The organism is Dechloromonas aromatica RCB (assembly GCF_000012425.1).
Genome location: NC_007298.1, coordinates 2,264,600 through 2,289,840, shown reverse-complemented (window position 1 = coordinate 2,289,840; position 25,241 = coordinate 2,264,600). Strand labels below are relative to the sequence as shown.

Genomic DNA, 25,241 nt, shown 5'->3' with positions numbered 1-25,241 from the left:
CGGTGAATTGCGGCTTGGGCGACCTGCCTCGCCCAAGCCGCATGACGAAGTCACACCCACTCCGAGGATTTCAGACATGACCACTCCCATCCAGCCGCGCCATTTGCTGCAGCAGATGTTCCACGCCGCCATCGAGGCCGCCCAGTCGACACATTGCATTCCGCCATACCTTCCAGAAGTACCTAACGGCCGCCTGATTGTCATCGGTGCCGGCAAGGCTTCGGCGGCGATGGCCCAGGCCGTCGAGGACAACTGGCCCGGCGAACTTTCCGGCCTGGTCGTCACCCGCTACGGCTATGGCGTTCCCTGCAAGCGCATCGAAATCGTCGAAGCCGCCCATCCGGTGCCCGATGCCGCCGGGCTCGCCGCCGCCGGTCGCATTCGCGATCTGGTCAGCGACCTTACCGCCGACGACACGGTGCTCTGCCTGATCTCAGGCGGAGGTTCGGCGCTGCTTGCCTTGCCGCTCGCCGGCATCACGCTTGAAGACAAGCAGGCAGTCAGTCGCGCCCTGCTCAAGTCGGGGGCCAGCATCAGCGAAATGAATTGCGTGCGCCGTCATCTGTCGGCGATCAAGGGCGGTCGCCTGGCTGCTGCCTGCCATCCTGCCCGAGTGGTCACGCTGCTGATTTCCGACGTACCCGGCGACAATCCCTGCGACATCGCCTCCGGTCCCACCGTCGCCGACGCAACCACCTGCGCTGATGCGTTAGCCATCGTCCGCCGCTATGGCATCGACCTGCCGCCGCATGTCCGGGAAATTCTCGAAAGCGGCGAGGGCGAATCCATCAAGCCGGACGATCCCGTGCTGAGCAGGATCGAAACTCACATGATTGCCACACCCCAGATGGCGCTCGAAGCTGCCGCCAAAGTCGCTGCTGCTCATGGCTACCCAGCTCACATTCTGGGAGACAGCATCGAAGGCGAAGCTGCCGATGTTGGCAAGGTCATGGCCGGCATGGCTTTGCAGGTTTCCCGTCATGGCCAACCGTTCAAAGCCCCCTGCATCCTGCTCTCCGGTGGAGAAACCACAGTTACCGTCAGCGGCAGTGGGCGGGGCGGGCGCAATGTCGAGTTTCTTTTGTCACTCGGCGTGGCTCTCGAAGGCCGGGCCGGCATCCATGCCCTGGCCGGTGATACCGATGGTGTCGATGGACAGGAGGAGATTGCCGGCGCCTATCTCGCGCCCCACTCGCTACAACGCGCCTGGGGCTTGGGCATCCGTCCCAAGGATAGCCTCGACAACAACGATGGGCATTCCTTCTTCAGTGCCTTGGGCGACTCGATCATTACTGGCCCGACGCTGACCAACCTCAATGACTTTCGCGCCATTTTCATTACCGGCGAGACGGCTTGAGTCGCTCGCTTGAAAGGACACTGAACATGCACCGTAACCGTAATGCCAAAATTGTCGCCACCCTCGGCCCAGCCAGTTCTGATCGCGACACGATCCAGAAGCTTTACTTGAATGGGGCCGATATCTTTCGTCTTAACTTCAGCCACGGTACCCATGAGGATCACAAAAGAAGCCTGGAAACCATCCGTGATGTCGAGCGAGAAGCCGGTCGTCCAATTGGCGTGCTCCTTGATCTTCAGGGCCCAAAGCTGCGCCTCGGCAAATTTGCCAATGGCCCCATCACTTTGGCCGAAGGCGACAAGTTCCGCCTCGACCTGGACTGTGACAGGCCGGGCGATCAAACCCGGGCCCCCATGCCGCACCCGGAGATTTTCAAGGCGCTGAGCGTACAGTCCAGCCTCCTGATTGACGATGGCCGCATTCGCCTGTTCGTCGAAAAATGCGGGCCCGACTTCGCCGAAACCAGAGTTGTTGCCGGGGGAACACTATCTGACCGCAAGGGCGTCAATGTCCCCGGATCACTTATTCCGATGTCGGCAATGACCGACAAGGATCGCGCGGACCTCGATTTTGGTTTAACCCTGGGAGTAGATTGGGTTGCGCTCTCCTTTGTGCAACGAGCCGAGGACATACTGGAAATCAAGAAAATCATCGATGGCCGTGCCGGTGTTATCGCCAAACTGGAGAAGCCAGCGGCAATCGAGCGTCTCGAGGCCATCGTCAATGTCAGCGACGCCATCATGGTTGCTCGTGGCGACCTGGGCGTCGAAATGCCACCGGAACAAGTGCCAGCGATTCAAAAGCGGATCATTCGTGCCTGCAGAAGCGCCGGCAAGCCGGTTATTGTGGCAACGCAGATGCTTGATTCCATGGTCGCTGCACCGGTGCCGACCCGCGCCGAAGCATCCGATGTAGCAACAGCGATCTACGATGGTGCCGATGCCGTCATGCTTTCCGCTGAATCGGCCTCTGGAAAATATCCAGTTGCAGCAGTAAAGATGATGGACAGCATCATCAGCAGAACCGAGTCCGATCCCTACTATCGGGTAGCCATCGACGCGTCACAACCACCGGCACGGGCCAACAAGGCGGATGCCATCGGTTCTGCTGTACGCCATGTCGCCGATCTGCTGCATATTGCCGTGACCGTTGCCTATACCAGTTCGGGCACGTCTGCATTGAGCATGGCGCGAGAACGACCCAAGGCCCCGATCATCGCCCTGACGCCACGACTGGCCACGGCCCGTCGACTGTCTCTGGCCTGGGGTTTGCATGCCGTCATGTGCCATGACGTTGTCGATGTGACTGAAATGACTGACCTGGCCTGCGAAACGGCCAGAAGGCAGCATTTTGCTTCACGAGGGCAAAGCGTTGTGATCTCGGCTGGCATGCCTTTCGGTAGGTCTGGCACGACCAATTTGCTGCGCATCGCCGAACTTAGCTGATCAGCTGATTAACCATGGCAAGGACTAAGCGGCAGTCGCAGCGCGTACGGGAAAATCACACTATCGCACGGGCGGCAAATTGGACAGAATCACCAATAATTTTCTTGTGGTGACCCAATAAGATGACGCTGAATGAAGCCCTTCTCGTTGCCCTCGGCGCATTCCTGGCTGGAGGCATGAACGCTATCGCTGGTGGAGGTACCTTTTTTTCCTTCCCGGCCATGCTCGCTGCGGGAGTGCCGCCCGTTACGGCCAATGCCAGCAATACGGTCGCTCTATGGCCAGCCAGCTTGTCCAGCGCCTGGGCGTATCGCAAGGAAGCCATGCGCCACGGGCGCTGGGCCATCTTGCTGATCGCCGTATCCGTCATCGGCGGCCTCGCCGGCGGTTTGCTGCTGCTCTCTACTTCAAATGCTGCCTTTTCGGCACTGATCCCTTGGTTACTTCTGGTCGCCACCAGCTTGTTTGCCTTCAGTGCCCGGGTCAGTCGGCTCGTCGCATGGGGCAAGCGGCGCTTCGGAGCAGAGTCAACCGGCGAGCCCGGTGGCGGTATTGGTGGGGCCTTGTTTCAACTTATCGTCGCCATTTACGGCGGATTCTTTGGTGCCGGCATGGGTATCCTGACTCTGGCTGCGCTATCCATTCAAGGTTATGAGGACATGCAGGAACTCAATGCCTTGAAGAATCTGACTTCCGCGGTGAACTACAGCATCGCAGCAGTGACCTTTCTGGTTGCCGGCGCAATCAGTTGGCCGCACACCCTAGTCGCCCTGGGTACAGCGACCATCGGTGGCATGGCTGGTGCAGCGGTTGCCAAGCGCATGCCGGCGATCTGGCTACGGCGACTGGTGATTGCCGTCGGCGCGACGTTGACCACCGTCTACTTCTTCAAAACCTACTGATCGATATCGCAGAGTAATAAGGCCCTAACTGGCCGGGTTAGGAGGTAGCAAAGGTCCCGAAGGACCAAGTGATGCCGAATGTTCGCTTCCATACGCCGGGGAGGGCAGGTTCGTGCCCAAAAGCGACTGATGACATTTTCAATGTGCTTTGGCAGCTTACTGATCCTTAAGCCGCCATTCGCTGAAAACAGACCCTGTCGGCACCTCGGCCAATGAGGTCAGTGGTGTGCTGCGCCCCCAACGGCGGCAAAGCTCAAGTCCTATTGATCCAGAACGAAAGCTCACCGATGAGACTCAGAAGTTCATTGTCCTGTATCAATCTCCCAAGTCAGGTTGGGCTATGCATTGGTGTTCGGTAAGAAACAGCCCTTCAAGGCTCACTGGCTTACACTCGTTGCGAGCAAAGCGATTGCTCGGTCAATAGCTTTCCAAGTGTGCTCAAGCAACGCTAGTGTTTCAGGTGTGATTTCTCCAGGGCGAGTTGCGTAAAAAGCAATGATCAGGCGTTTGTCAAAATCGATATACAAACTTGTTCCATGTGCACCGAAAAGCGCCACTCGATTTGGTGCCCCACCCAAGTGCACAAAACCGTAGCGTTGCTCACTGCCCTTGGATAGCCCCTTGATTTCCGTAAGTCGCATGCCCGATGATGCGACCAAGGCCTCAATGAACCAACTTGGAATTTTGGCACGATTGCGACTGCTGCGTGCCTCGACAAGCAGTTGGCCCAGTTTTGCAAAATCCCGCAAAGATAAACCTAGTCCAGACGCTAATTCGACCCCTTGCGAGTCGCTGACCCAAAGTGCGGAGTGTTCCGGCGGGTTGCGGCTCAGGAGTCCTTCGCAAAATAGTCGCGAGAGCGGCATGGCGTTACTCTCAGCCAATACCCAGGCCAACAGGTCGTCATCCGGGTTGGCAGCAAAGGTGTTTGTTTCCGGTTCGCCCAGCGGCTTTTCCCAACGCCCGGCCTGAGCAAGCCAGGCCCGGATGCCGTTGCCAGCCTGATTCGTTGTCCAGCCACCGGCTTGCTGCCAGGATTCCAAGTCTTCCGAAGTCCAGGAATGGCGCTGCTCGTTTTCGAGGAGGCGCCTTATCGACAGCTTGCGTAGCCCGGCAGACGGTGCCATTTTGGGAAGAAAACGGCTGACGGATTTGTCGGCGGCCAGCTTGCCCTGGCTGACGCTCATGGCGCCGAGCAGGTTAAGTAAAGGACGGGTTGCCTGGAGCAATAGCCTGGGTTTGTCAGGTGTCAGCCCGTTTCGATAGCGTTCTGCGACGACACGGCCGTTGCGCAGGACGACGAGGCCGTCGACATAGAGGCGACTGTCGAGCAAGAATGCGAGGTCGCGGCTACTGCCGTCGAGCGGATCGACAACCTGAAAATCATCTATCGGGCGTTGCTTTGCAGTCGTGATCTGACCATCGCCAGTCGGGGCCAGTCGCCAGGCGGGCATGAATAATTCGCCGGCCTGTAACGTCAGGCGCTGGTTTTCAATGGCCAGCCAGTTGCTCTTGTCGATCCAGGGGCCCTGTTTTTGTGGGCCGACCGGCACCTGCTCAAATTGACAAGTCGAGTTCGCCGCCCAAGTGCCCGAGGCAATGAACAGTGACAACAAGGTTGCAGGCAACCGGCGGATCATTTTGTCTTCTCCTGGAATTGATCGTTTTTGCCCATCAGCCGTTTGCTGGCTTCGCGCACCACATCGTTCAAGTTGCCATGCTGGTTTTCCCTGGCCCGCAACCAGGCTGCATCGCCCGTATTTTCAGCGACCGCCTGCTTGAGCGGGCTCAGCCAGTCGGCGCAGTCCAGTTCCCGGGCATCCTCTGAAACGGCTTCGAGCAAGTCGGCCAGGGTTTGCTTTAATGGCGTCTGGCATAAGTTAACCGGGTCGGAAATCATCGCCTCGAAGCCATAGCGACAGGCCTGAAATTTGTTGTAACGGGCAACATGAGCCTGCTTGGCGGTATGCAGTGGCGGACGGGTGCGCAGCAGCCAACGGGCAAGAGATTGAGCCAAGGCAGCCAGCGAGGTCGCCTGTTCGATGGTCAGCGGCGTATCGCAGACGCGTATTTCAACGGTGCCGAATTCCGGTTTCGGGCGGACATCCCAATACAGATCCTTGATGCTCTGGGCGATGCCGCAGGCTTGCAGGAAGGCGAAGTGTTCGGTGAATTCCTGCCAACTACCGAGCGGCGGGCACTGTCCGCTCAGCGGAAAGGCTGAAACCGCATTGAGCCGGGCCGACTGGTAGAAGCTGTCCACGCCATCTACAAAGGGCGATGAGGCGGATAAGGCGATGAATGCCGGCACATAAACGCCGAACGCCTGGGTCAGCCAAATGGCCTCATCGGCCGAGGTGCAGCCAATATGGACATGCTGGCCGAATACGGTGAATTGCTTGGCGAGATAACCATAGCGCTGGTAAAGATCGTTGAAGCGGTCACCGGGACAGATGCGTCGTTCTGGCCAATGATGGAAAGGGTGCGTGCCGCCGCCGCAGATACCGATGTTGTTGCGTTCGCAATGCTGGCGCAGGGTGTCGCGTAGGCCGCTGAGATCAGCGGCAATGCCGTCGACGGTCGACTGCGGCTGGGTGCTGATCTCGATCATGCTTTCGGTGATTTCCAGCTTGATCTCGCCAAAACGTTCGTCGTAATCGAGGCTGCCGAGCAGGTCGGTGGCGCCACGCGTCAGGTCGAAATCGCGCTTCGAGACGAGTTGCAGTTCGAGTTCGACACCGAGCGAAAAAGCGGCGCTGTCCTTGAAATCGCCCAATGCTTTGGTCGTCATGCGATACCTCCTCGATCACGCTCGCCGCTTTCGCATTCGTCTGATCTATGCAGCGCCAGTCGGCATAGGGCAGGGCCGACCAGTTCCATCATGGCGGCGGCGAAAAGGGGCAAGGTTAGGGCCGAACGCCCGACTTCCGGGTACAAACTGGCGATTTCATAGGCCATGAATACGGCCGTGGCCGACAGTGGCTGGATACCCATGCCAACCAGCAGGCGTTTGGGCAAGGGCATGCTGCCGCCCGACCAGGCCATCGCCCCAGCTTTGGCTGCCGCGCGCACCAGCAGCAGGCCGAGTGCCTGCAGGCCGGCCTGCCAAGTGAAGTCCTGCCAGGGCAAGGAGGCGCCGACGATGACAAAAAGCACGATGGCGAGTAGCCAGTGCCCTTCGGGCAAAGCGGTGTAACGCAGGGTTTGTTGCCGGTCACGCGAAGCGAGCAGAACGCCCATCAGAAAGAGGGTCAAAAAGACCGGCACGGCGAGCATGCGCGCGATGCCGACGGCCAGCAGGGCACAGGCGATCAGGACAAAAACCTGGGCCAGTGAGCCTTTCGGTAAGGTTCTAGCAATGCGCAGCGCCAACCAGGTGCCGATGCCGCCGACCAGAAACGCGCCGACGACCACCCACAGCGGATGGACAAGGGCATTGAGCCAGTCTTCGCTCAGTTCGGCGTGAACGATGCCGAGCACGACGGCGAAGGCAACAAAGGATGCGGCTGAGCCAAGAGCGGTATGCAGGATGATGCGTTCGGTGACCTGTCCCTGGGCCTTGGCTTCCTCAATGGTCAACAGGACCACGGCCGGGGCCGAGGCCATGGTCACGGCGGCCGTGGCGGCGGCCCAGGCGGGTGTCAGACCGACCAGCCAGAGGGCGAAAATGAAGATCAGGGCAAACGACAGCGTGATGTCAGCCAGTGTGCTGCGCACCAATTCCGGATTGCGCCGGAGCCAACTCAGGTCGAGACGCCGCCCGACCTCCATCATCAGCAAACCTAGGGCTGCGTCGGCAATCGGTCGCGCCTGAGCCAGGGCCTCGATGCTGATCCAGCCCAGTGCCGATGGACCGAATACGATGCCGGCCAGCACGTAGCCGGTGACCTTGGGCCAGCGGGCGTGGGCGTGCAGCCATTCGCCGAGAAGCAGACCGACGACCAGCAACAGGCTGAACAGGGCGAGCGAATCAATGGTCTCGGGAAAGGGCGGCAGGAAAAACAGGCGTTCGAGCAGGCTTTCCCAAATGGTGCGCAATGGCGCAGTGATCGTCTCGATCATGTCTGGCCCTTTGCTACGGTCAATGGTAAAAAACGGTCAAAGATCACCAACGCCTACCTCGCGCCGCACTCAGGAATTCATCGAGAATCGGATTGCAGTTCAGCAAATCCAGGGCGCCTGGTGGGTGAAACTCCGGGTGCCACTGCAGACCCAGCACATAGGGCTTTCCTTCAAGGCGGATCGCTTCGATCAGCCCATCTTCGGCGCTGCGCGCCTCGACGCGCAGACCCTTGCCGAGGGCCTTGATGGCCTGGTGATGAATCGAAATAACCTTGCTGCTACCCGGTTCGGGATACAGCTTGGCCAGGCCGCTACCGGCTTCCCAAGTGATGTTGTGGGCGTGCTTGTCGTAGTCCTCGTTTACATGGATTTGCGGCGCCTCGTACTGCGTGGCGATATCCTGGTACAAGGTGCCGCCCAGCGCCACGTTGATCAGTTGGGCGCCCCGGCAAATTCCGAGTACCGGCCGGCCGGCTTCCATGAATTCGTGCAATAGTTCCATTTCATAGGCATCACGCAGGCGGTCGCCCGCCCACTCGGCTTGCAGCGGCTGTTCGCCATAGGATTGCGGGCTGATATCGGCACCGCCCTGCAGGACCAGCCCGTCGAGGTATTGCGGATAGTCCGAAAGGCGGATGCTGCTGCGGTGCACGATGCCGTCACCACTGACCGAGGGGATCATGAAAACCATCACCTCGCGTGACATCACCCAATGCGCCACCGATTGTTCAAGGTATTGCAGTGACTTGGACTGCAGCCCGGTGGCACCGGGCTGTGGATGGTAAATTCGGGCCGAAAGCCCGATACGCAAGGGGCGTCTGCTCATGATGTGCCTCCATGGTTCTCTGCGGGTATTTCGTTTTTGGTTGTGGGGCGAAGTCGAGTTGCCTCGCCGAATCCCTTGATCGCCGTTTGAGTCGCCAGCGGACCAAATAATTGCATCAGCAGGATCGTTGCCATCAGCATGCCAACCAGCTTGGCATCCATGCCGCTATAGAGCATCTGGGTGTTAACCAGAAGTACCAGCGCGATGCTCGACATCGGTTGTAGTCCGATACTCAGGAAATAACACTCACGCATATTCAGGCCAATAAATTTGCGCGAAATAAATATAGACACCATTTGCCCAATCAATCGCACGACTGCAATCAATGTGGCTTCCAGCCAATAGTCGCGCAGATAGGCGATATCAAGTGCCGCTCCGGCAAGTACGAAGGTGATGACAAGAAATACACGGGCATCACTGGCAATCCGAATGGCAATCACCTTCCGTTCGCGGTCGATTGTGCTCACCAGAATGCCAAAGATCAGCATAGGCAGAAACACCGAGACATCCAGATAAACGGCAGTGCCGACACCGAGCACGATGGTCCCGAGAATCAAAAGATGCTGGTATTCAGCCTGCCTTTCGAGTCTTTCAGCGCCCATTAGGACCAATCCGGTACAGGCCCCACCCAGGACTATCGAGCCGATAATGCTTCCCAGTGCACTGCTTACGCGTGCGAATCCACTCATCGGCTCGTTGTCGATAAGGAAAGGAACGAGCAACACTACCGCCGCAAATGCAACAGCACCATTGATCGCTACCATCGTATAAAGCAAGCCGGTAAGATCCCCTTTGGCCCCGACATCACTGCAAGTGGCAATGGTGATGGCAGGCGAAGTGGCAACGCAAAGTGCCGCCGCAAACAAAGCAGAACCTGCTGAAAAGCCCCAGTAGCGAAACAAAACCAATACTAGGAAGCCCGTCATTAAGGAAAGGGCTAAACCAGTTAGCAATCGATTGCGGCTGTTCTCAAAATTACTGCGCGGAACCAGATAGCCTAGCTCGAACAAAATCAAGCCAAGCGCCAGATCGATGAAAAGCTGCGCAGATTCGATGTGTAAAAGCGTCACCCAGTTTAGGCCACTCTGACCAACCAGCAATCCAAACAGCACATAGCCGATCGTTCGCGGCAAGGCGAAAAATCTTCTCGAAACTTCTCCGGCGGTCAATCCACCCAGCAATACCAGACCAAAGAGTTGAATCGAGTTGAACATATAAAAAGGGGGGGCTAGCCCCCTAAAACCTTTGTCGATAAGGATTGTTGTAACAGTCGCTCAAACTACATTGATTAGCAATATAATTTCAGCTCCGAATTTGTGCAACCAATCATTCAATGAATGACACTACAGCCCCGTTGGCCCTTGAGGTTCTTCAACAGTTTCGCGTGATCTACGGCAGCATGCGGCAGTATTTTCGAGAGCTTGAGGAGTGCTTTGGATTGCCCGGTTCCCAGGCCTGGGTTCTTCAGGAGGTTGAACGTACGCCTGAAATCGGGATCACCGACTTAGCTGGGAGGCTGGCGATTCATCAATCTACATGCAGCATTCTTGTTGAAAAGCTGGTCGCAAAAGGGTATCTGGTCAAACGAAAAGCGACTAAGGATCAGCGACGAATAGGCTTGCGCCTAAGTGCGTCGGGCGAAGAGCTTATTGCAAGATTGCCTGGTCCGGCGGAAGGCGTGCTTCCAGAGGCACTATCAAGCATCCCTTTGGTTAGCTTAAAAACATTGCATATCAATTTAGATGAGTTGATACAGCATATGCCAGGAAAGAATGAAACCTTTGCAGCAACGCCGCTGGCGGAGATGGTTCGTGGCCAAGAGTAAGCCCCGTGCAAAGTGGGGCATATGCATACTTGGAATATGCTGGCTAGTGGGATGCGCATCTCCGCTGCCAGTCCAACTGGAAGCCAAACCTAAGCCAGTTGAATATCTGGCTCCGACACCAACAGTGCCTCTATCTGCAAATAGCTCTTTAAGTATGGAGGCTCATCCTGAGCCAACTGAAAAGGGTGCGCGAGAAATCCGTGACGACGAATGCGTCTTTTTCTCCCTTGGCTCATCAACGGTCAGCAACAAAGAGAAATACAAGATTGATTCCCTCGCCCGAAGATTGCTCGACGACAAAAGTCTCGTTGCAACGCTAATCGGACATGCAAATGACAACGGTAGCTCGTCTTTCAATCTAGCTGTTTCAGACAGCAGAGTTATGGCCGTTGCAGAACGACTACGAAATCACGGGGTTCAAAGATCGCAGATAAGAAAAGAGGTGCTTGGTAGCGAACGAACTCCTAAGAGTTGTCGCTCTGAGGAGTGCCGCCTGAGATCGCGTCGGGTGGAGTTTGTTTTTACAAAGCAACGATAGATTCAGTGCTATGAAAACGGAGGGTAGCATTTGCTGCTCGCACATGAGTTTAAAGAGTAGCCATGGATAAAATAAGTCTTACACTCAAGCATTCTCATGAGAAATCATCGGCTCTTGCGCATCTTTGTCGGCAACTCGATTGGGATGCATTGACCAGTTACTCGTCTGATCATGCCCAGTGTATTCAAACGCGCTACACCCTTGCCGCACTAAGGTTTTTATTGACTGATGCCGGCTATATGGCGAACGTGCCAAGTCAGTGATTACCGTAATTTTTTAGTCGTATGTCGCGCTTTAGCTGCACTGCCTATGTGCGCACAAAATAATGGCCGGTCTGGACTCAGCACCGGCCATTTGTCATTGAGCCCCCAAACGGCTGCTAAGTCCGACCAAGAGACTGATGAATAAAGCGATTGAAGGCGGCTTGGAGATCAGTTACCTGCCGTTCGAGCCTGACGACTTTTCATAGTCGCTATGTCCGCAGTTGGCCCAGACTGTGTAAAAACGTGAACGAAAATTGGCAGTCGCGATCAATGCAATAGGCATTGACGACAAGGCGACCAAGATGAAGCGTTTTATCCAGGGCGAGAGCCGAACCCAAAGCACTTTGCTTCCCGCAGTGCTGGATGACTACATCGCGGATACCAACCCGGTTCGGGTTGTCGATGTCTTTGTTGATGAACTGTCGCTGGGAGTCTTGGGTTTTGCGAGCGTTGATCCGGCGACGACAGGGCGTCCTGCTTACCACCCGGCCGTGTTGCTGAAGCTGTATATCTACGGCTACCTCAACCGTATTCCGTCGAGTCGGCGGCTGGAGCGGGAAGCCCAGCGCAACGTCGAACTGATGTGGCTCACCGGGCGCCTGACGCCCGACCACAAGACTATCGCCAATTTCCGTAAGGACAACGGTCCAGCGATCTGCAAGGTCTGCCGGCAATTCGTGGTCATATGCCGGCAACTCAAACTATTCACGGAGGCGCTGGTCGCCATCGACGGCAGCAAATTCAAAGCCGTCAATAATCGTGACCGGAATTTCACGAGCGCCAAATTACAGCGGCGGATGGCTGACATCGAGGCGAGCATTCAGCGTTATCTAACTGACCTCGAGACTGCGGATCGGCAGGAACCGGAGATTGCCCAGGCCAAGGCGGCTCGGCTCAATGACAAGATCGCGGCCCTGAAGGCACAGATGCAGCAACTCCAAGTCATCGAAACCCGGTTGGGGCAATCACCCGACGGGCAACTCTCTTTAACCGACCCCGATGCCCGCTCGATGAAAACTCGGAGCACCGGGATTGTGGGCTACAACGTGCAGACCGCAGTGGAAGCCAAACACCATCTGATTGTGGCACACGAAGTCACCAATGTTGGCATTGATCGGGATCTTCTGGTCGGCATGGCGAAGCGGGCACGAGAAGCCATTGGTGGCGGTGATCTGACAGTGATTGCCGATAGAGGCTACTTTAAAGGTGAGCAGATTCTGGCCTGCGAAGAAGCGGGGATCACGGCCATCGTCCCTAAAACCAGCACCTCGGCCGCTAAGGCTGAGGGCCGCTTCGATAAAGCTGATTTCATCTATGACCCTACGGCCGATGAATACCGCTGCCCGGCCAATCAGCATCTCATCTGGCGCTTCGCCCGCGTCGAAGGCGGTCTGATGATGAACCGTTACTGGAGTTCAGCCTGTCCACAATGTGCCATCAAGGCGCAATGTACGCCGAGTGACTACCGGCGGGTCAGTCGCTGGGAACACCAGGCGGTGCTTGATGTCATGGAACGCCGGCTGGATCGCGCGCCAGACAGCATGCGCATTCGCCGACAGACGGTGGAGCATCCGTTCGGGACCCTCAAGGCATGGATGGGCGCCACCCACTTTCTGACCCGTACCCTGGAAAAGGTAAGAACGGAGATGAGTTTGCAGATACTCGCCTACAACCTGAAACGGGTGATGAATCTCTTGGGCGTGAATGAGTTCATGGCAGCATTGCAGGCGGCCTGACGGCCAGCCCGTCACCTTCAATTTCTCCCTGCCTTCCGCCTATGCCCAACGCCCACGCCAGCCACCCTTGCTACCTGGGGTTTTTACACAGTCTGGGCCAGTTGTGGCCTCATGCCGATTGAGTTGCACCTCCTAGGCGGCTTCGTGCCCATTGCTGACGGACATACCATCAGAGCTTCAAAGGTAGGTAACGAATAACAGCAGTCCTTCCTGACGACCGCTCACTGACAATTTCTTGGCCAAAACCGACCTTGGGTTTCTTGCCAAAATCGGGCGGCAATAGCTCAATTGACTGCCATTAGGCCGCTGATCGGAGCTAACGGCTATTTTTATCTGCTGTCTAGGACGGCACGCTTCCCATAACATCGCGAAATTGTTTGCTTAAAACCGGCGCCCCAGCATGAAAAAAATACGTGGGTTGCGATCGACGTTTTCCGAGGTTGAGGGGCCGCCTTGCGTGCGCCAAGCGACGGTGGCGTCAAGACTCCAGCCGTCAAGCATGGCACGGATACCGACACCGGAGCCGGCCAACTTGCGCTTGGCTGCTGAATTTGCATCCCAAGGCTTCGCATTCGTGTCCGTTTCGCCCATATCGTGGAAAACGAAAGGCGTTACCTGGCCAATCGCGTAGCGCAGTTCCAGCTGGGTGAACCATCCCTTGTCGCCAACGCCTTCTCCCAGCGGATAAGCGCGCACACCATAGAAACCACCGAGGTTGAATTTCTCGGAGGAATCCAGATTCTTGTCCGCCCATTGCCCGGAATAGCGCGCGTAGGCGGTCACTGTGCCGAACACTTGCTGGATGCGGGCAATGTCCAGATTTACCTTGTTGAAGCTGCCTTTGGTCTTTGCCGTTTCGCTATCCGTGGCCGTCATGTTGGCATCGAGTTTGAGATTTCCGGGAAGCCAGCCGAGCGAACCGTAGGTCACACCTCCGCCCCACAGCGTATCGCGCTTGTCGAACTGTAGCCCGACCGGAATGCCATCGCTGCTCTTGTTGCGAATGGTATGTGTGCTGTCGTAACGATCTTCAAGGTCCTTGTGCTGGTAACCCAGTGTCAGCAGCACATTCGTGGCTTGCGAGCGAATCAGTGGATAGCTCAATCTGGCCGTCGCTACGTCCGCATAACCTTTGGCATTCAGCGCTGCAAACTGCGCGCCCAACTGATAACTGGTATGTGCAAAACCGACCTGACCGCGCAAGCCGGAAGCGCCCAGCGGCAATTCGTAATCCAGCGAACCGAGCCACATATCCTTGTCGGTGTACAAGCCATTCAGCGAAAGCTTGTCGCCGTACATGAACGGGCTGTTGGCATACAACGCGGCTCGGGCTCGATATTCGCCGGTGGAGCGTGCGCCGGTGTTGTCCACACCGGCCTCGCCGCTGATATACGAGGCACGCTCGACGTTCACCTCCAGATCAGCCTCGCCGAAGTTGTCGCCGGGCCGAATGACCGGGCGAATTTTCATGCCCGGCTGATCGTCAAGTATCAGCAGTCTACGTTCAAGCACCTTGTTCTCGATTGGATCACCGCCGTTCAAGCCAAAGTCGAGGAAAGGCTGGGCGCCCGCCGGCAGCGTACCTTTTCCGGTAGCGCGAATGAGGCCATACCGCCCCTCGATGACATTGATTCTGAGGACACCGTCCTTCAGGTCCTGCGGCGGAAGGATCACCTGGGTGAATGGATAGCCGGCAGCGCGATACTGCGTTTCAATATTTGCAGTCAGGGCATTCAGGCCAGCCATGTCGAAAGACTTGCCCGACACTTGGCCAAGACCGGAAAGCAGCGTGGCGCTATCCAGGGTCTTGTTGCCGGTAATTTCGACGGACTTGAGAAGCACGCTTACCCCGCCGGCCTCGGACGCCTTCGCCTTGATCGCGGGAAGCGCTGGCACAGCCCCGGCGTCAGAGGGCAAGGGCTGGGGCGGTACCGGCCCCTGCAGGGACGAGCCTGCCTGCGCAGCGGCTTGCGCCACGTAGGCCATGAGTGCCATGGCCAAGCACGTGCTGAATTTGTTCTTCTTCATGCCTATTCCTAACGATTGTTCAGCAAATCGAGCGTTACCGTGCGAGCAATGTTGATGCCGCTATCCACAACGAATACATCGAGCGGACCGGAAGAGCTGGGTACTGTCACGTTGTTTACGTTGAGTTCCTGAGCCGCCTTGCGCTTGCCAGCCTCTGCTGGGGGATTGCCGGTGCGATCGGCGGCTAGTTTGCCTTCGGCCGAATCGTCACCCACGAAATTCAAGGTCGAGCGCGATCCGGTTGGCTGCTCTCCGTTGCCTTCTGCGGCCAGGCGTCGCTCTTCGCCCGAGTTGCCAGCCTGGCTGCTAGTGCCGCTGCCGGTACGATTGCTTGTTGCATCTCCACCGGCGTTGCTTGATGTGCCATTAGCTGCGGCAAGGTTGGTGTCAGCCGAATTGTTCGTCACGTCGGACAGTGCAGAACGAATGCCAGTGGTTTGCTCACTACCACCCGCTGCTGGATTGTTCGGCTGAACGCCAGCGCCATTGCCAGCAACCTCTGTCGAGGTATTGCCGACAAAGTTAAGAGAAGAACGTCCTGCCTGCGCCTGATCGCCACTGGCACCGCTTTGCGCGACGGATCCAGCGCTTTGCCCGCCGCCGACAGGAACGTAGCTGAGGCCGCCAAAACTCGCCGGTCTGACCGCTGCGCTCAGGGCCGACGAACCGTTGTCAATGAACGCGGGCACAATGATCGGGTTAGGCGGCGGGGGGGGCTCGTTACGAGCCAGGATGTCCAGCTTGCCGTCAACCGCGGTGATCGCATAATTGCTGTTGTTCAATCCTGCGTGAATGGCGTATTGCCCCAGACTTTCGCCGGAGGCCCTGGCGAGGCTGCCGGCAAGGCTGTCACCGGCGGCCAATGAGCCGCTGGCGATTTGGTACGTCAGCCCGGGATCGGTGTCGCCGACGAATTTCTGCTGGTCGTCTGCGGCAACGGTGATTGCTCGGCGAGCAAGCGTCGCGGTATTGGTCGCACCGGAGCCATCCAGCGCGTTACCGGCCGTGGCCGGCGTCGTGTTCACCGAACCGTCGAGCACGTAGTTGCGCAGATCGAAGGTGCCGGTGCCGGTCAGCGAAACAACCTTGCTGGCACTGGCGACGTTCTTCGAATCCAGCGTCGCCGTGTTCAGGCTGATGCCTGAGTCTTGACCGACCAGGCCATAGCCCGTGATCGTTGCGCCATCAGCCGTCGATACCGTGCTCGTGCCGTTGTAGGTGCCGCTCACTGCCACGCCCAGCGGGGCGCGGACCAGCGTGGCATTGTTGTGCGCCGTGGAGATGGTCGCGCCGCTGGTGGTCGTGTTGGTATTACCGCTGAGAGTGTAGTTCGCCAGGCTGGCCGTGCCCCCCGTCAATGCAGTGATGTAGTTGCTGCCGTTGCTGAAGACATTGGCGTCATGCACCGTCACGCTGGTCAACGTGTCACCGCCGACCAGACCGTTGGTCGTGATCGTGGCGTTGCTCGAAGTAAAGCTGGTCGTGCCGTTGTACGTGCCATTGACGGCTACGCCCAGGGTGGCCCTGGCCAGGGTCGCGGTATTGGTCGCACCGGAGCCATCCAGCGCACTACCGGCCGTGGCCGGCGTCGTATTCACCGAACCGTCGAGCACGTAGTTGCGCAGATCGAAGGTGCCGGTGCCGCTCAGCGAGGCAACCTTGCTGGCACTGGCCACGTTCTTCGAATCCAGCGTCGCCGTGTTCAGGCTGATGCTCGCATCCTGCCCGACCAGGCCATAGCCAGTGATCGTCGCGCCGTCAGCCGTCGACACCGTGCTCGTGCCGTTGTAGGTGCCGGCTACAGCAACGCCCAGCGGGGCACGGACCAGCGTGGCATTGTTATGTGCCGTGGAGATGGTCGCGCCGCTGGTGGTCGTGTTGGTAGTACCGCTGAGAATGTAGTTCGCCAGGCTGGCCGTGCCACCTGTCAGGGCGGTGATGTAGTTGCCGCCGTTGCTGAAGACATTGGCGTCATGCACCGTCACGCCGGTCAGCGTGTCGCCGCCGACCAGACCGTTGGTCGTGATCGTGGCGTTGCTCGAAGTAAAGCTGGTCGTGCCGTTGTACGTGCCATTGATGGCCACGCCCAAGGCGGCCCTGGCCAGGGCGGCGGTATTGGTCGCCCCGGAGCCATCCAGCGCACTACCGGCCGTGGCCGGCGTCGTATTCACTGAACCGTCGAGCACGTAGTTGCGCAGATCGAAGGTGCCGGTGCCGCTCAGCGAGACAACCTTGCTGGCACTGGCGACGTTCTTCGAATCCAGCGTCGCCGTGTTCAGGCTGCTGTCTGAGTCTTGACCGACCAGGCCATAGCCCGTGATCGTCGCGCCGTCAGCCGTCGATACCGTGCTCGTGCCGTTGTAGGTGCCGGCTACAGCAACGCCCAGCGGGGCGCGGACCAGCGTGGCAACGCTGGTTGTGGTGCTGCTGGCGTTGCCGTTGATATCCAGCGTGGCGTTGTAAGTCTGGTTGATCGCGTAGTTGCGGATATCGGTGCTGCCGCTGCCGACCACGATTGATTTGACGAAATTGCTGCCGTTGGCATAGACGTTAGGGCTGTTGATTGTGGCACTGGTCAGCGCGGTGATGGTGTCGCTACCGAGCAGGCCGTAGGGGCTGAACGAGGTCGGGGCGATGCTGGTGGTGCCGTTGTAGGTGCCGCCGATGGCAACGCCCAGTGGCGCCGCGGCGAGCGCAACCACGTTGGTGGCGGCCGAGCCGTCGGTTGCGCCGCCGGCAACGACCGACGAGGCACTGCCGAACGTGGCGCCGTTCAGAACGTAGTTGCGGGCGTCGATGCCGCCATTGAGCGTAACCCCCGTCACCTTGGTGGCGCCCACGACGTTGGCGTTGTCGAGCGTGAAGCCGCCCAGGGTTTGCCCATTGACCAGACCGGCGGCGGTAACGTTGCCGCCAGTGGTCAGGCTGCCGGTACCGTTATCCGGAACGCCGGAGGAGGCGGTAAAGCCGGTCGAACCGTTGTAAGTGGGCGCCGCGGCAATTCCCAACGGTGCCGGGGTGATGCTGACCGTGTTGTTGCTGGTCGTGATCGCGTTGCCAACCGTACTGACGTTGTAAGTCGGGGTGCCTGCGTTGTACAAGGCGTAGTTGCTAGCCAGGAAGCCATTGCTGCCGACGGTGCCGGTGACGTACTTGTTACCGGTCACCACATCGACGTTGGCGTCGGAAACGGTCACGCCGGTGAGCCTTTCGCTACCAACCAAACCTGTGACTGCAAGCGTGCCGCCGGTGCCAATCGTTCCGGCGCTGGCATTCGTGGCACCGCCGGTGCTCACGAAGGCATTGGTGCCGTTATAAACAGCATTGACTGCCACACCCAACGGTGCGGGGTTGATGAGGGCCGATACGGCGCCGCCCGTCAGCGTGTAGTTGGATGCCTGGGTGCCGGTCAGCGACAGGCTCGACGAAGTCCATTGGGTATAGGTGCCGACGTTCTTGCTCGCTACGTCGGCACTGCCGGCCAGCGCGACGCTGTCGCCACCGGCTACGCCGGCGCCGAGGTTGAGTTGGCTGGCGCTGAAGGTCGCCGTGCCATCGTAATTCTTGCTGCCGCCAACGCCGATAACCGTCACGCCAAACGGATTGATCGTCGCGGTGTTCTGGGTGCTCCGTGCCGATAGCGACGGCAGGACGTAGTTGCTGGCCAGGCCGGCTGTACCGGAAGCACCGTTGGCGAGGGTCAGGCCGCCCAGGGCAGTCAGGAAGTTGGTTGTGTTGTCCGTCACCTGAGATGAATTTGCCGTGGCAGGGCCGCTACCGGTGAGCGCAAGCGTTTCCCCATTGACGCCGGATGCGGTGATCTGAGCGCTGCTGAAGCTGGCATCACCGTTGTAGGTTTTGACGGCGCTCAGCGTGGCCGTGGCCGGGGTAATGGTGTAGCTGGGTGAAACCGTGAAGTTGTAGCCCACGACGTAGGTGTTTCCGTTAGCCGTGTAATTGCGCGACAGCGAACTGGCCGACAGATTGGAATAGGCACCAACGTTGGCGCCAGGCGTGACATAAGAGGCCGAAGTAACGTTGGCACTTGAGTAACCGGACGTGTTGGGATCCAGGATACTGATGTTGCTGAACCCCAGATTGGTTGCTGCCAGTGTGCCGTCATAGGCTTTTGTGCCCGTCAGTGTGGCCGATACGTAGACCGGCAGCGTCGACATATTGACGGCGTTGTAAGTGGCGTAAAGGTAGGAATTGTTGGCGCCGCTGACAAACAGCATGCCGCAATTTGGATAGCCGGTACGACAACCGGAGGTTGGCGGGCTGTACGTGAAGGTGGCACCCGTGAGGCCACCGTTCAAGATGAAAATCAGGTCGGCGACAGAATAGGCGTTGAAATAAATGTTACCGGCCAGACCGTTGGTCGCCATGTTCAGTGCGTAAGTCCCCGGTGTGTCGTAGGTGCTGCTACCTTCAATACGAATGGCGCCGGTAGTCGTGGAGGCGGAGATGGTCGTTTGCCCACCGCCGCCGCTCGGGTTGTCAATCTTTACGCCAAAGACCTTGTTGGAATTGCCGCCGACACCGCCAACATACTTGCCGGAGATGTTGATATAGCCACCGTACGACGCCGTGGTTGCCGATGGCGCGTAATAACCGCTGTCGATCACTGCACTGGCGCCGACGTGCACGCCGGTCGTGTCGCTGTTACCGGCAACCGGTTGATTGGAATAACCGTTAATCGTGATGTCACCACCACGGGAGAGGATATTGGCGCTGGAGCCGATGGATACAGCCTCCTGACTCGCGGAGTAGTTCAGGGCATAGCCGATGCCGTGGGAAAGCGTCTGGGCGCCCGCCACGCTACCGCCGGCACCGCCGATGAGGATATTGCCGCCGTTTGAGTTCAGCGTCTTGCCACTGACGATCTGCACGCCGCCCAAGGTTCCGGACGCATTGTTGGCGGCGCTCAGTTCGATATTGAGCGGTGCGCCGATGGAGGTGATCGAAGCATTGACCTCAATGTTGCGCTCTGCCAGGAAGGTCAGCGAAGTGGTGCCGGCAGCCGCGGTTTTGGTGATGTTGTCGTTAATGAAGATGTCGCCGCTGCCGCCGGCCGTGCCATAGCTCGCCGTTGAAATCGTTACGTTGTTGCTGTTGATCAGGCTGGTGAACGAAGCGCCGGTTGCGTTGCCACCGCTTGCCGCGACCGTGTAGTTGTTCGGATCGACCAGCAGGGTTCCTGTCTTGCCATAAGGCGCCAGGGTGGTGACGGCCAAACCGTCTGCCATGTTGACGGTCATCGCGCTGGTTTCGATGAAGCCGCCATCGCCTCCGCGCGGTGCGCTCGCATCCAGCGTGCCGCCAACGTTGAGCGTGCCGTGGCTCATATCCCCGATCAGCCGGATCTCGCCTTTTTCGCCTGTCGCCAGGGTCTGGGCCCGGACCGTTCCGGTGTTATTGACGGTAGCGCTGGTCAGTTCATTGACCGCCTTGGCGGTAAGGTAAATGAATCCCCCGTCCGCCTGAATGGCGCCGCCATTTTCCACCAGCGCATCCAGTGTTCCCTGATTGACCTGAAGCTTGACCGGGCCGCCGAGATCAAGCGTCACGCTGCTGGCCGCTGCCATCAACACGTTGCCGCCGGTGGCTGCCAGATTGCCTTCGTTACTCACCTTGGCGGCGATCAGCGCGATGCTGCCACCCTTGCCGCCGTCTCCCACGGCAGTAATGTTGCCCTGATTTACAACGGCATTGCTGCTCGTACCCGATAGCTTGTAGTTGCCGGCCATGAAATCGGCGGTACTCATGTTCAAGGTCGATGCCAGCAGGCTGCCGACATTCACTTGGGCCGTCGGGGAAAAAAGCACCCCGTTCGGGTTAATCAAAAATACCTGTCCGTTTGCTTTGATCGACCCTTGAATGACCGAAACATCGGATCCAAGCACGCGGTTCAGCGCCACGGCATTCGCGCCGGGCTGAACGAAATTGACCTGGTAGCCTTGCCCAACGGAAAAGCTTTGCCAGTCGATTGCCAGCTTGCTGGAGGACTGGTTGATCGTCATCGCGTTGCCGCTCTGGCTAATGCTGCCAGTGCCAGCCACTACGTTGCCGCCTGTCGGTAAGGTTCCGGCAGCAAGCGCTTGATCCGCGCCGAGCAGCGACAAGCCAGCAGCAACCGCAACCGTCATGAGTTTTTCCGACTTGGTTTTGCCTCGACCTCGAGCGCATTCAGCCACGGCTTGCCACGTGTTTTTCACGTGATTCCAGACAACGCGATATGTGCGATTCACCTGTTATCCCTCCAGAACAGTCGGCGTCGGTGTAACGAGGTGCCCTCAATTTGAGTTGGACCGACCGATCTACCTTGGCAAGCCCCAAAAACACCTGTATTCCAAAAACACAAAAATAGTTAGCTTGTCGTCACATTAATTGATATTGTTATTTTTGGCAAATAGTGTGGCGTGTTGATCGTGGCATGCAGCTTCCACTTCGATGTTTTCTATCACGCGAATGCAAAAAATCTGCCTCTGGAAAGACAGATAGCAAAGGGAATCATGTGGGCTGTTTCGTTGTCAGAAGCCAGTCTTACGCTTTTTTCTCAGTCTGCGCAGTGTTGTTTGGTACTTAAGAGTAGTTGCAAATAATTCATATCTATTTTTATTGTAAAAATCATTAGAATCGCTGAATCTGATTTGTGAAACCCTCATCGCCACAACACTTTGACGAGGCATTCCCTGCAATGAGCAATGCGGAAAACGACCTTTCGAACGAACGATTGCATGATTTTTCTCGCAGTTCTGCTGACTGGTTTTGGGAAACGGATACTGATCACCGGTTTACCTATCTGTCCGATGATATTGAGTCTAAAGTCGGCGTCCCTATTGACTACTTGATGGGGAAAAGCCGCAGGGAACTGGCCACGCAACTCACTAACAATCCTCCCGGAGACTGGGAGAAGTACTTGGCCGCCTTGAATGCGCGAGAAGCTTTTCGGGATTTTGAATACTGCGCCTTAGCGCCGAATGGCGTGGCCTATTGGTTCAGCATCAGCGGCGTCCCGTTCTTTGACGAACAGGGGGAATTTCGTGGCTATCGGGGGGTCGGGCGTGATGTCACCGAAACGCACTCGATGCAGGTTGAGCTGCACCGTTACCGGAGCCACCTTGAAGACGAGGTCCGAAGGCGCACGGAAGAATCATTGAAGGAGCGTGAACGGGCAATATCGGCGTCGCAGGCAAAGTCGATTTTTCTCGCCAACATGAGCCATGAAATTCGTACGCCGATGAATGCGATCGTCGGACTGACGCATTTGTTGCGCAAAGAGATCACGACGCCCGCACAGCTTGAAAAGCTCGCCCAGGTTTCTGCGTCTGCTGACCATTTGTTATCGGTCATCAACGATATTCTCGATATCTCAAAAATCGAGTCCGGCAATGCCGCCCTGGACGAACTGGATTTTGAGCTGGAAGGCATGATCCGGCGGGTCAGCAGCGTCATCGCACTGCGCGCCCAGGCCAAGGGACTGGAACTCATCGTCGATATCAGAACGCTGCCGACTGTCCTGCATGGCGACCCCACCCGACTGAGCCAGGTCCTGATCAATTTTCTTGGCAATGCAGTCAAATTTACCGTGCAGGGGTCGATTACCTTGCGCGGCCGGATAGAGGCCGAAACGGCAACAGATATGGTTGTCCGATTCGAAGTCGAAGACACCGGCATCGGCATTTCGCCTGACGCACAAGAAAAAATCTTTGAGGCGTTTGAACAGGCGGATCAATCAACCACCCGCAACTATGGCGGAACGGGATTGGGACTGGCGATTGCCAAGCATGCGGCGAAAATGATGAAAGGCGATGTCGGGGTACGCAGCACGCCTGGCGTCGGCAGCGTATTCTGGATTACCGCCAGACTCGGGAAAGTCAATGCAGCCGGCCCGGAGTTCATTGTCCCGGAAGCGGTAGGCGTATCCACTTTGGTGGTAGACGACTTGCCGTTAACGCAGGCGGTCCACTCTCAATTGCTCAAACGCATCGGCCTCAACCCGATAGCGGTGATGTCCGGTCAAGAAGCTTTAACCGCTGTGCAGATTGCCGACCGCGAACTGCATCCGTTTGGGATTGCCTTTATTGACCTTCACATGCCCGACTTGAATGGCCTGGAAGTCATTGCGAAAATCCGAGCCTTGCCCTTGCGATACCAGCCGCATTGCGTTCTGGTCACTGCCGCTGGTATTCAAAGCATTGTCGACGAAGCCAAGTCAGTCGGATATGCGGCAGTTTTGCAGAAACCAGCCAGCTTGGCTGGCCTGCGTGAAATTGTCAGCCAGCTTCTGACAACACAGGGAAGCCAATTTCAATATCTGAAAGAAAAAAAACGTCCTTGCGAAGCCTTGCTTCGGGAACACAAAGCCGGTTGCCGCATTCTGCTGGTTGAGGATGAACCAATCAATCAAATGATCGCCCGCGAATTGCTCGAAGATGCTTCGCTGGTTGTCCACGTGGCGGACAACGGCCAACAGGCGGTTGAAATGGCGCTATCAACGCCTTCTCCTTATGACCTTATCCTGATGGACGTACAGATGCCGGTTTTGGACGGCATTGCCGCTGCCCACTGTATCCGCGAAAAGCGCCCGGATCTCCATACGCCCATCATTGCGCTGACGGCAAATGCGTTTTCTGATGACCGCCGCAAATGTCTGGCTGCAGGGATGAATGATTTTGTCTCCAAACCCGTTGATCCGGATGTTCTATTCGAGATCATCTGGAAATGGCTGTCAAAATAGGTACAGGTGTTCGTTTGAGCGCTGCCCGCCAATATTTTGTCGTCCTTGCCCACTCGTTACTGAACGTCAGGAAAGCAGTGAATGGCTGCCTGATTAGCAGCGTCCAGCCAATGCCCGTTATGGCCAAAAGCCTTCCTTTGCCATCGGCATGGGGGAGCCATAGACCGGTGGCCGACGTTCTATTACCGATTTGTCGCGCTACGTTTTGTCGTCCGCGCCTTCTTTTTCTCTCCCTCGCCACTCGATGAACGGCCGGTCGCCGGCTTTGTCGGGTCAGCGTAGTCCAGCCAGATCAGCGTATCGATGTAGGACATGAATCCTTGCAGATAGTCAGGCGCGATGTCGCGCATGACTTGCAGGCTGCGCAGTACGAGGTGCTGGGAATTCATGGGGCCGGCGTTTTCCGGGGCTTGGGCAAGGGTTTGCGTGAGGTGTTGCTCGGTGCTGAGCTTCGACCAGGTGTTGCGGAAGTAGGCGACAGACTTGAGTTCAGGGGTTTGACGGGTGGGGCTGGTTGAAGCGGTGTGTGAATTTCGCAATGAGTTCCGCTTGGCCGACGCATTCTCCGTCGCGGACTGCGCCGTTTCGGGCTGCTCATGGGCGTGCTGGCTGATATAGGCGAGCAGGTCGGTGAGCGGGCTGGCAGGGTTTTTCGTGGTTATTTCAGTCAGCGGAACGGCCGGTCGGGCAGCGAGTTGATCGGCCAGGGCGTTGAGCTTGATGAGCAGCGGCTGGCGAATCGGCTCGGGCTGCGTGGCGGCACGGCGTGCCAACGCATCGATGTAGGCGAAGCGCACCGGATATTGTTCGGCGGCACCGCTGGCGCGAAGGCCGTCGAGGCGGGTTTGCAGATCGACCGGAGTGCCTGTTGCTTCAGCCATTGCCTTCCTTGCCGGCCGGGCTGGTTTTTGGCACGGGCGCCATTTCGACGCGGCGGTTTCGGGCCCGGCCTTCGGCGGCGGCATTATCGGCGACCGGTTGCTGCGCGCCGAAGGCGGCGGCGAAGATGGACGAGGCGGGCACGCCGTCGTCGATCAGCGTGCGGGTGACGGTCAGCGCGCGCTGGGCGGAGAGTTCCCAGTTGTCGGCGAACTGGCGGTTGCTGCCGCGCACGGGCATGTCATCGGTAAAGCCGCTGACCATCAGCATCTGTTCGCTGGCGCCGAGGTAGGCGGCGATGGGCTGGGATAGGCTCTTGAGCAGTTGTTTGCCTTCCGGCTGCAACTGGTCGGAGTTGAGCGCGAAGAGGACGTTGCCGCTGATGCCGATCTTGCCGTTGGTCAGCGTTACGCGGCCGGAGGCGAGCGGGCCGGCGAGGGCCTTTTCGAGCGCCATGCGGCGTTGTTCTTCCTGCTGGCGTTTCTGGATTTCGCTTTCGAGGCTGGTGACGAGTTCGAGCTGGACGCCGAGCACGCCGACCAGAATGAGCACGAAGGCGCCGAGCAGGCCTGACATTAGGTCACCGAAGACGGCCCAGATGGGCGTACTGTGTTCGACGCTGGCGTCGATGTCTTCCATG

17 protein-coding genes are annotated in these 25,241 nt (G+C 58.0%); 8 read left to right on the top strand and 9 right to left on the bottom strand.

Annotation, left to right across the window (positions count from 1 at the left end):
* Positions 1-76: 76 nt before the first annotated feature.
* The 3 genes from DARO_RS10925 to DARO_RS10915 all read left to right on the top strand — a co-directional run bounded on the left by DARO_RS10925 (position 77) and on the right by DARO_RS10915 (position 3,704).
* Positions 77-1,357, top strand: coding sequence for a glycerate kinase type-2 family protein (locus DARO_RS10925; RefSeq protein ID WP_011287863.1), 1,281 nt, complete (start codon positions 77-79; stop codon positions 1,355-1,357).
* 26 nt (positions 1,358-1,383) lie between these two features.
* Positions 1,384-2,802, top strand: coding sequence for a pyruvate kinase (pyk, locus tag DARO_RS10920; RefSeq protein WP_011287862.1), 1,419 nt, complete (start codon positions 1,384-1,386; stop codon positions 2,800-2,802).
* Positions 2,803-2,924: 122 nt separating this feature from the next.
* Positions 2,925-3,704, top strand: coding sequence for a sulfite exporter TauE/SafE family protein (locus tag DARO_RS10915; protein ID WP_011287861.1), 780 nt, complete (start codon positions 2,925-2,927; stop codon positions 3,702-3,704).
* A gap of 377 nt (positions 3,705-4,081) precedes the next feature.
* Here the strand turns inward: DARO_RS10915 and DARO_RS10910 are convergent, their stop codons facing one another.
* From DARO_RS10910 to DARO_RS21735, 5 genes are read right to left on the bottom strand one after another with little or no spacing between them, the layout of a single operon-like run.
* Positions 4,082-5,344, bottom strand: coding sequence for a serine hydrolase (locus DARO_RS10910; protein WP_011287860.1), 1,263 nt, complete (start codon positions 5,342-5,344; stop codon positions 4,082-4,084).
* A complete protein-coding gene (locus DARO_RS10905; RefSeq protein WP_011287859.1) occupies positions 5,341-6,495 on the bottom strand; it encodes a YbdK family carboxylate-amine ligase in 1,155 nt (384 codons plus the stop codon). Before DARO_RS10905 ends, DARO_RS10910 begins: the two co-directional genes overlap by 4 nt.
* Positions 6,492-7,766 (bottom strand): cation:proton antiporter domain-containing protein, encoded by a 1,275-nt coding sequence (locus DARO_RS10900; RefSeq protein WP_011287858.1) that lies wholly within the window; start codon positions 7,764-7,766, stop codon positions 6,492-6,494. The genes DARO_RS10905 and DARO_RS10900 overlap by 4 nt, the downstream gene beginning before the upstream one ends.
* Before the next feature lie 43 nt (positions 7,767-7,809).
* Positions 7,810-8,592 carry a type 1 glutamine amidotransferase gene (locus DARO_RS10895; RefSeq protein WP_011287857.1) on the bottom strand — a complete coding sequence of 261 codons (783 nt, stop codon included), beginning with the start codon at positions 8,590-8,592 and terminating at the stop codon, positions 7,810-7,812.
* Positions 8,589-9,806: a cation:proton antiporter domain-containing protein gene (locus DARO_RS21735; RefSeq protein WP_011287856.1), complete on the bottom strand. Its 1,218-nt coding sequence runs from the start codon at positions 9,804-9,806 to the stop codon at positions 8,589-8,591. The genes DARO_RS10895 and DARO_RS21735 overlap by 4 nt, the downstream gene beginning before the upstream one ends.
* A gap of 119 nt (positions 9,807-9,925) precedes the next feature.
* Between DARO_RS21735 and DARO_RS10885 the strand changes: the two genes are divergently transcribed.
* The 4 genes from DARO_RS10885 to DARO_RS10880 all read left to right on the top strand — a co-directional run bounded on the left by DARO_RS10885 (position 9,926) and on the right by DARO_RS10880 (position 12,954).
* Positions 9,926-10,417 (top strand): MarR family winged helix-turn-helix transcriptional regulator, encoded by a 492-nt coding sequence (locus DARO_RS10885; protein WP_011287855.1) that lies wholly within the window; start codon positions 9,926-9,928, stop codon positions 10,415-10,417.
* Positions 10,365-10,955 (top strand): OmpA family protein, encoded by a 591-nt coding sequence (locus tag DARO_RS22265; protein ID WP_083761519.1) that lies wholly within the window; start codon positions 10,365-10,367, stop codon positions 10,953-10,955. Before DARO_RS10885 ends, DARO_RS22265 begins: the two co-directional genes overlap by 53 nt.
* A 62-nt stretch (positions 10,956-11,017) precedes the next feature.
* Complete coding sequence (locus DARO_RS23320) at positions 11,018-11,218, top strand: DUF7706 family protein (protein ID WP_497462961.1); 201 nt, start codon at positions 11,018-11,020, stop codon at positions 11,216-11,218.
* A gap of 302 nt (positions 11,219-11,520) precedes the next feature.
* Positions 11,521-12,954 carry an IS1182 family transposase gene (locus DARO_RS10880; protein ID WP_041224336.1) on the top strand — a complete coding sequence of 478 codons (1,434 nt, stop codon included), beginning with the start codon at positions 11,521-11,523 and terminating at the stop codon, positions 12,952-12,954.
* A gap of 381 nt (positions 12,955-13,335) precedes the next feature.
* Here the strand turns inward: DARO_RS10880 and DARO_RS10875 are convergent, their stop codons facing one another.
* Entirely contained in the window at positions 13,336-14,982 is a 1,647-nt protein-coding gene (locus tag DARO_RS10875) for a ShlB/FhaC/HecB family hemolysin secretion/activation protein (RefSeq protein WP_011287852.1), read from the bottom strand.
* 8 nt (positions 14,983-14,990) lie between these two features.
* Positions 14,991-21,230 carry a two-partner secretion domain-containing protein gene (locus tag DARO_RS21730; RefSeq protein WP_011287851.1) on the bottom strand — a complete coding sequence of 2,080 codons (6,240 nt, stop codon included), beginning with the start codon at positions 21,228-21,230 and terminating at the stop codon, positions 14,991-14,993.
* A gap of 449 nt (positions 21,231-21,679) precedes the next feature.
* On the opposite strand from DARO_RS21730, the gene DARO_RS10865 reads away from it, so the two are divergent.
* Positions 21,680-23,722: a response regulator gene (locus tag DARO_RS10865; RefSeq protein WP_011287850.1), complete on the top strand. Its 2,043-nt coding sequence runs from the start codon at positions 21,680-21,682 to the stop codon at positions 23,720-23,722.
* A gap of 182 nt (positions 23,723-23,904) precedes the next feature.
* Here DARO_RS10865 and DARO_RS10860 read toward each other — a convergent pair whose 3' ends face one another.
* The gene (locus tag DARO_RS10860) at positions 23,905-24,603 is read right to left on the bottom strand and encodes a DUF2894 domain-containing protein (RefSeq protein WP_011287849.1); all 699 of its coding nucleotides are present in this window, start codon (positions 24,601-24,603) and stop codon (positions 23,905-23,907) included.
* Positions 24,596-25,240 carry an OmpA family protein gene (locus DARO_RS10855; protein WP_011287848.1) on the bottom strand — a complete coding sequence of 215 codons (645 nt, stop codon included), beginning with the start codon at positions 25,238-25,240 and terminating at the stop codon, positions 24,596-24,598. The genes DARO_RS10860 and DARO_RS10855 overlap by 8 nt, the downstream gene beginning before the upstream one ends.
* Position 25,241: the final 1 nt, after the last annotated feature.

What these genes read in the sequence shown, in the direction of transcription:
- DARO_RS10865 (WP_011287850.1), top strand. Translation starts at nt 21,680, where the DNA reads ATGAGCAATGCGGAAAACGACCTTTCGAACGAACGATTGCATGATTTT.
- DARO_RS10925 (WP_011287863.1), top strand. Translation starts at nt 77, where the DNA reads ATGACCACTCCCATCCAGCCGCGCCATTTGCTGCAGCAGATGTTCCAC.
- DARO_RS10875 (WP_011287852.1), bottom strand. Translation starts at nt 14,982, where the DNA reads ATGAAGAAGAACAAATTCAGCACGTGCTTGGCCATGGCACTCATGGCC.
- DARO_RS10855 (WP_011287848.1), bottom strand. Translation starts at nt 25,240, where the DNA reads ATGGAAGACATCGACGCCAGCGTCGAACACAGTACGCCCATCTGGGCC.
- DARO_RS10885 (WP_011287855.1), top strand. Translation starts at nt 9,926, where the DNA reads ATGAATGACACTACAGCCCCGTTGGCCCTTGAGGTTCTTCAACAGTTT.
- DARO_RS23320 (WP_497462961.1), top strand. Translation starts at nt 11,018, where the DNA reads ATGGATAAAATAAGTCTTACACTCAAGCATTCTCATGAGAAATCATCG.
- DARO_RS10900 (WP_011287858.1), bottom strand. Translation starts at nt 7,766, where the DNA reads ATGATCGAGACGATCACTGCGCCATTGCGCACCATTTGGGAAAGCCTG.
- DARO_RS10860 (WP_011287849.1), bottom strand. Translation starts at nt 24,603, where the DNA reads ATGGCTGAAGCAACAGGCACTCCGGTCGATCTGCAAACCCGCCTCGAC.
- DARO_RS10895 (WP_011287857.1), bottom strand. Translation starts at nt 8,592, where the DNA reads ATGAGCAGACGCCCCTTGCGTATCGGGCTTTCGGCCCGAATTTACCAT.
- DARO_RS10880 (WP_041224336.1), top strand. Translation starts at nt 11,521, where the DNA reads ATGAAGCGTTTTATCCAGGGCGAGAGCCGAACCCAAAGCACTTTGCTT.
- DARO_RS10915 (WP_011287861.1), top strand. Translation starts at nt 2,925, where the DNA reads ATGACGCTGAATGAAGCCCTTCTCGTTGCCCTCGGCGCATTCCTGGCT.
- DARO_RS10905 (WP_011287859.1), bottom strand. Translation starts at nt 6,495, where the DNA reads ATGACGACCAAAGCATTGGGCGATTTCAAGGACAGCGCCGCTTTTTCG.
- pyk (WP_011287862.1), top strand. Translation starts at nt 1,384, where the DNA reads ATGCACCGTAACCGTAATGCCAAAATTGTCGCCACCCTCGGCCCAGCC.
- DARO_RS22265 (WP_083761519.1), top strand. Translation starts at nt 10,365, where the DNA reads ATGAAACCTTTGCAGCAACGCCGCTGGCGGAGATGGTTCGTGGCCAAG.
- DARO_RS10910 (WP_011287860.1), bottom strand. Translation starts at nt 5,344, where the DNA reads ATGATCCGCCGGTTGCCTGCAACCTTGTTGTCACTGTTCATTGCCTCG.
- DARO_RS21735 (WP_011287856.1), bottom strand. Translation starts at nt 9,806, where the DNA reads ATGTTCAACTCGATTCAACTCTTTGGTCTGGTATTGCTGGGTGGATTG.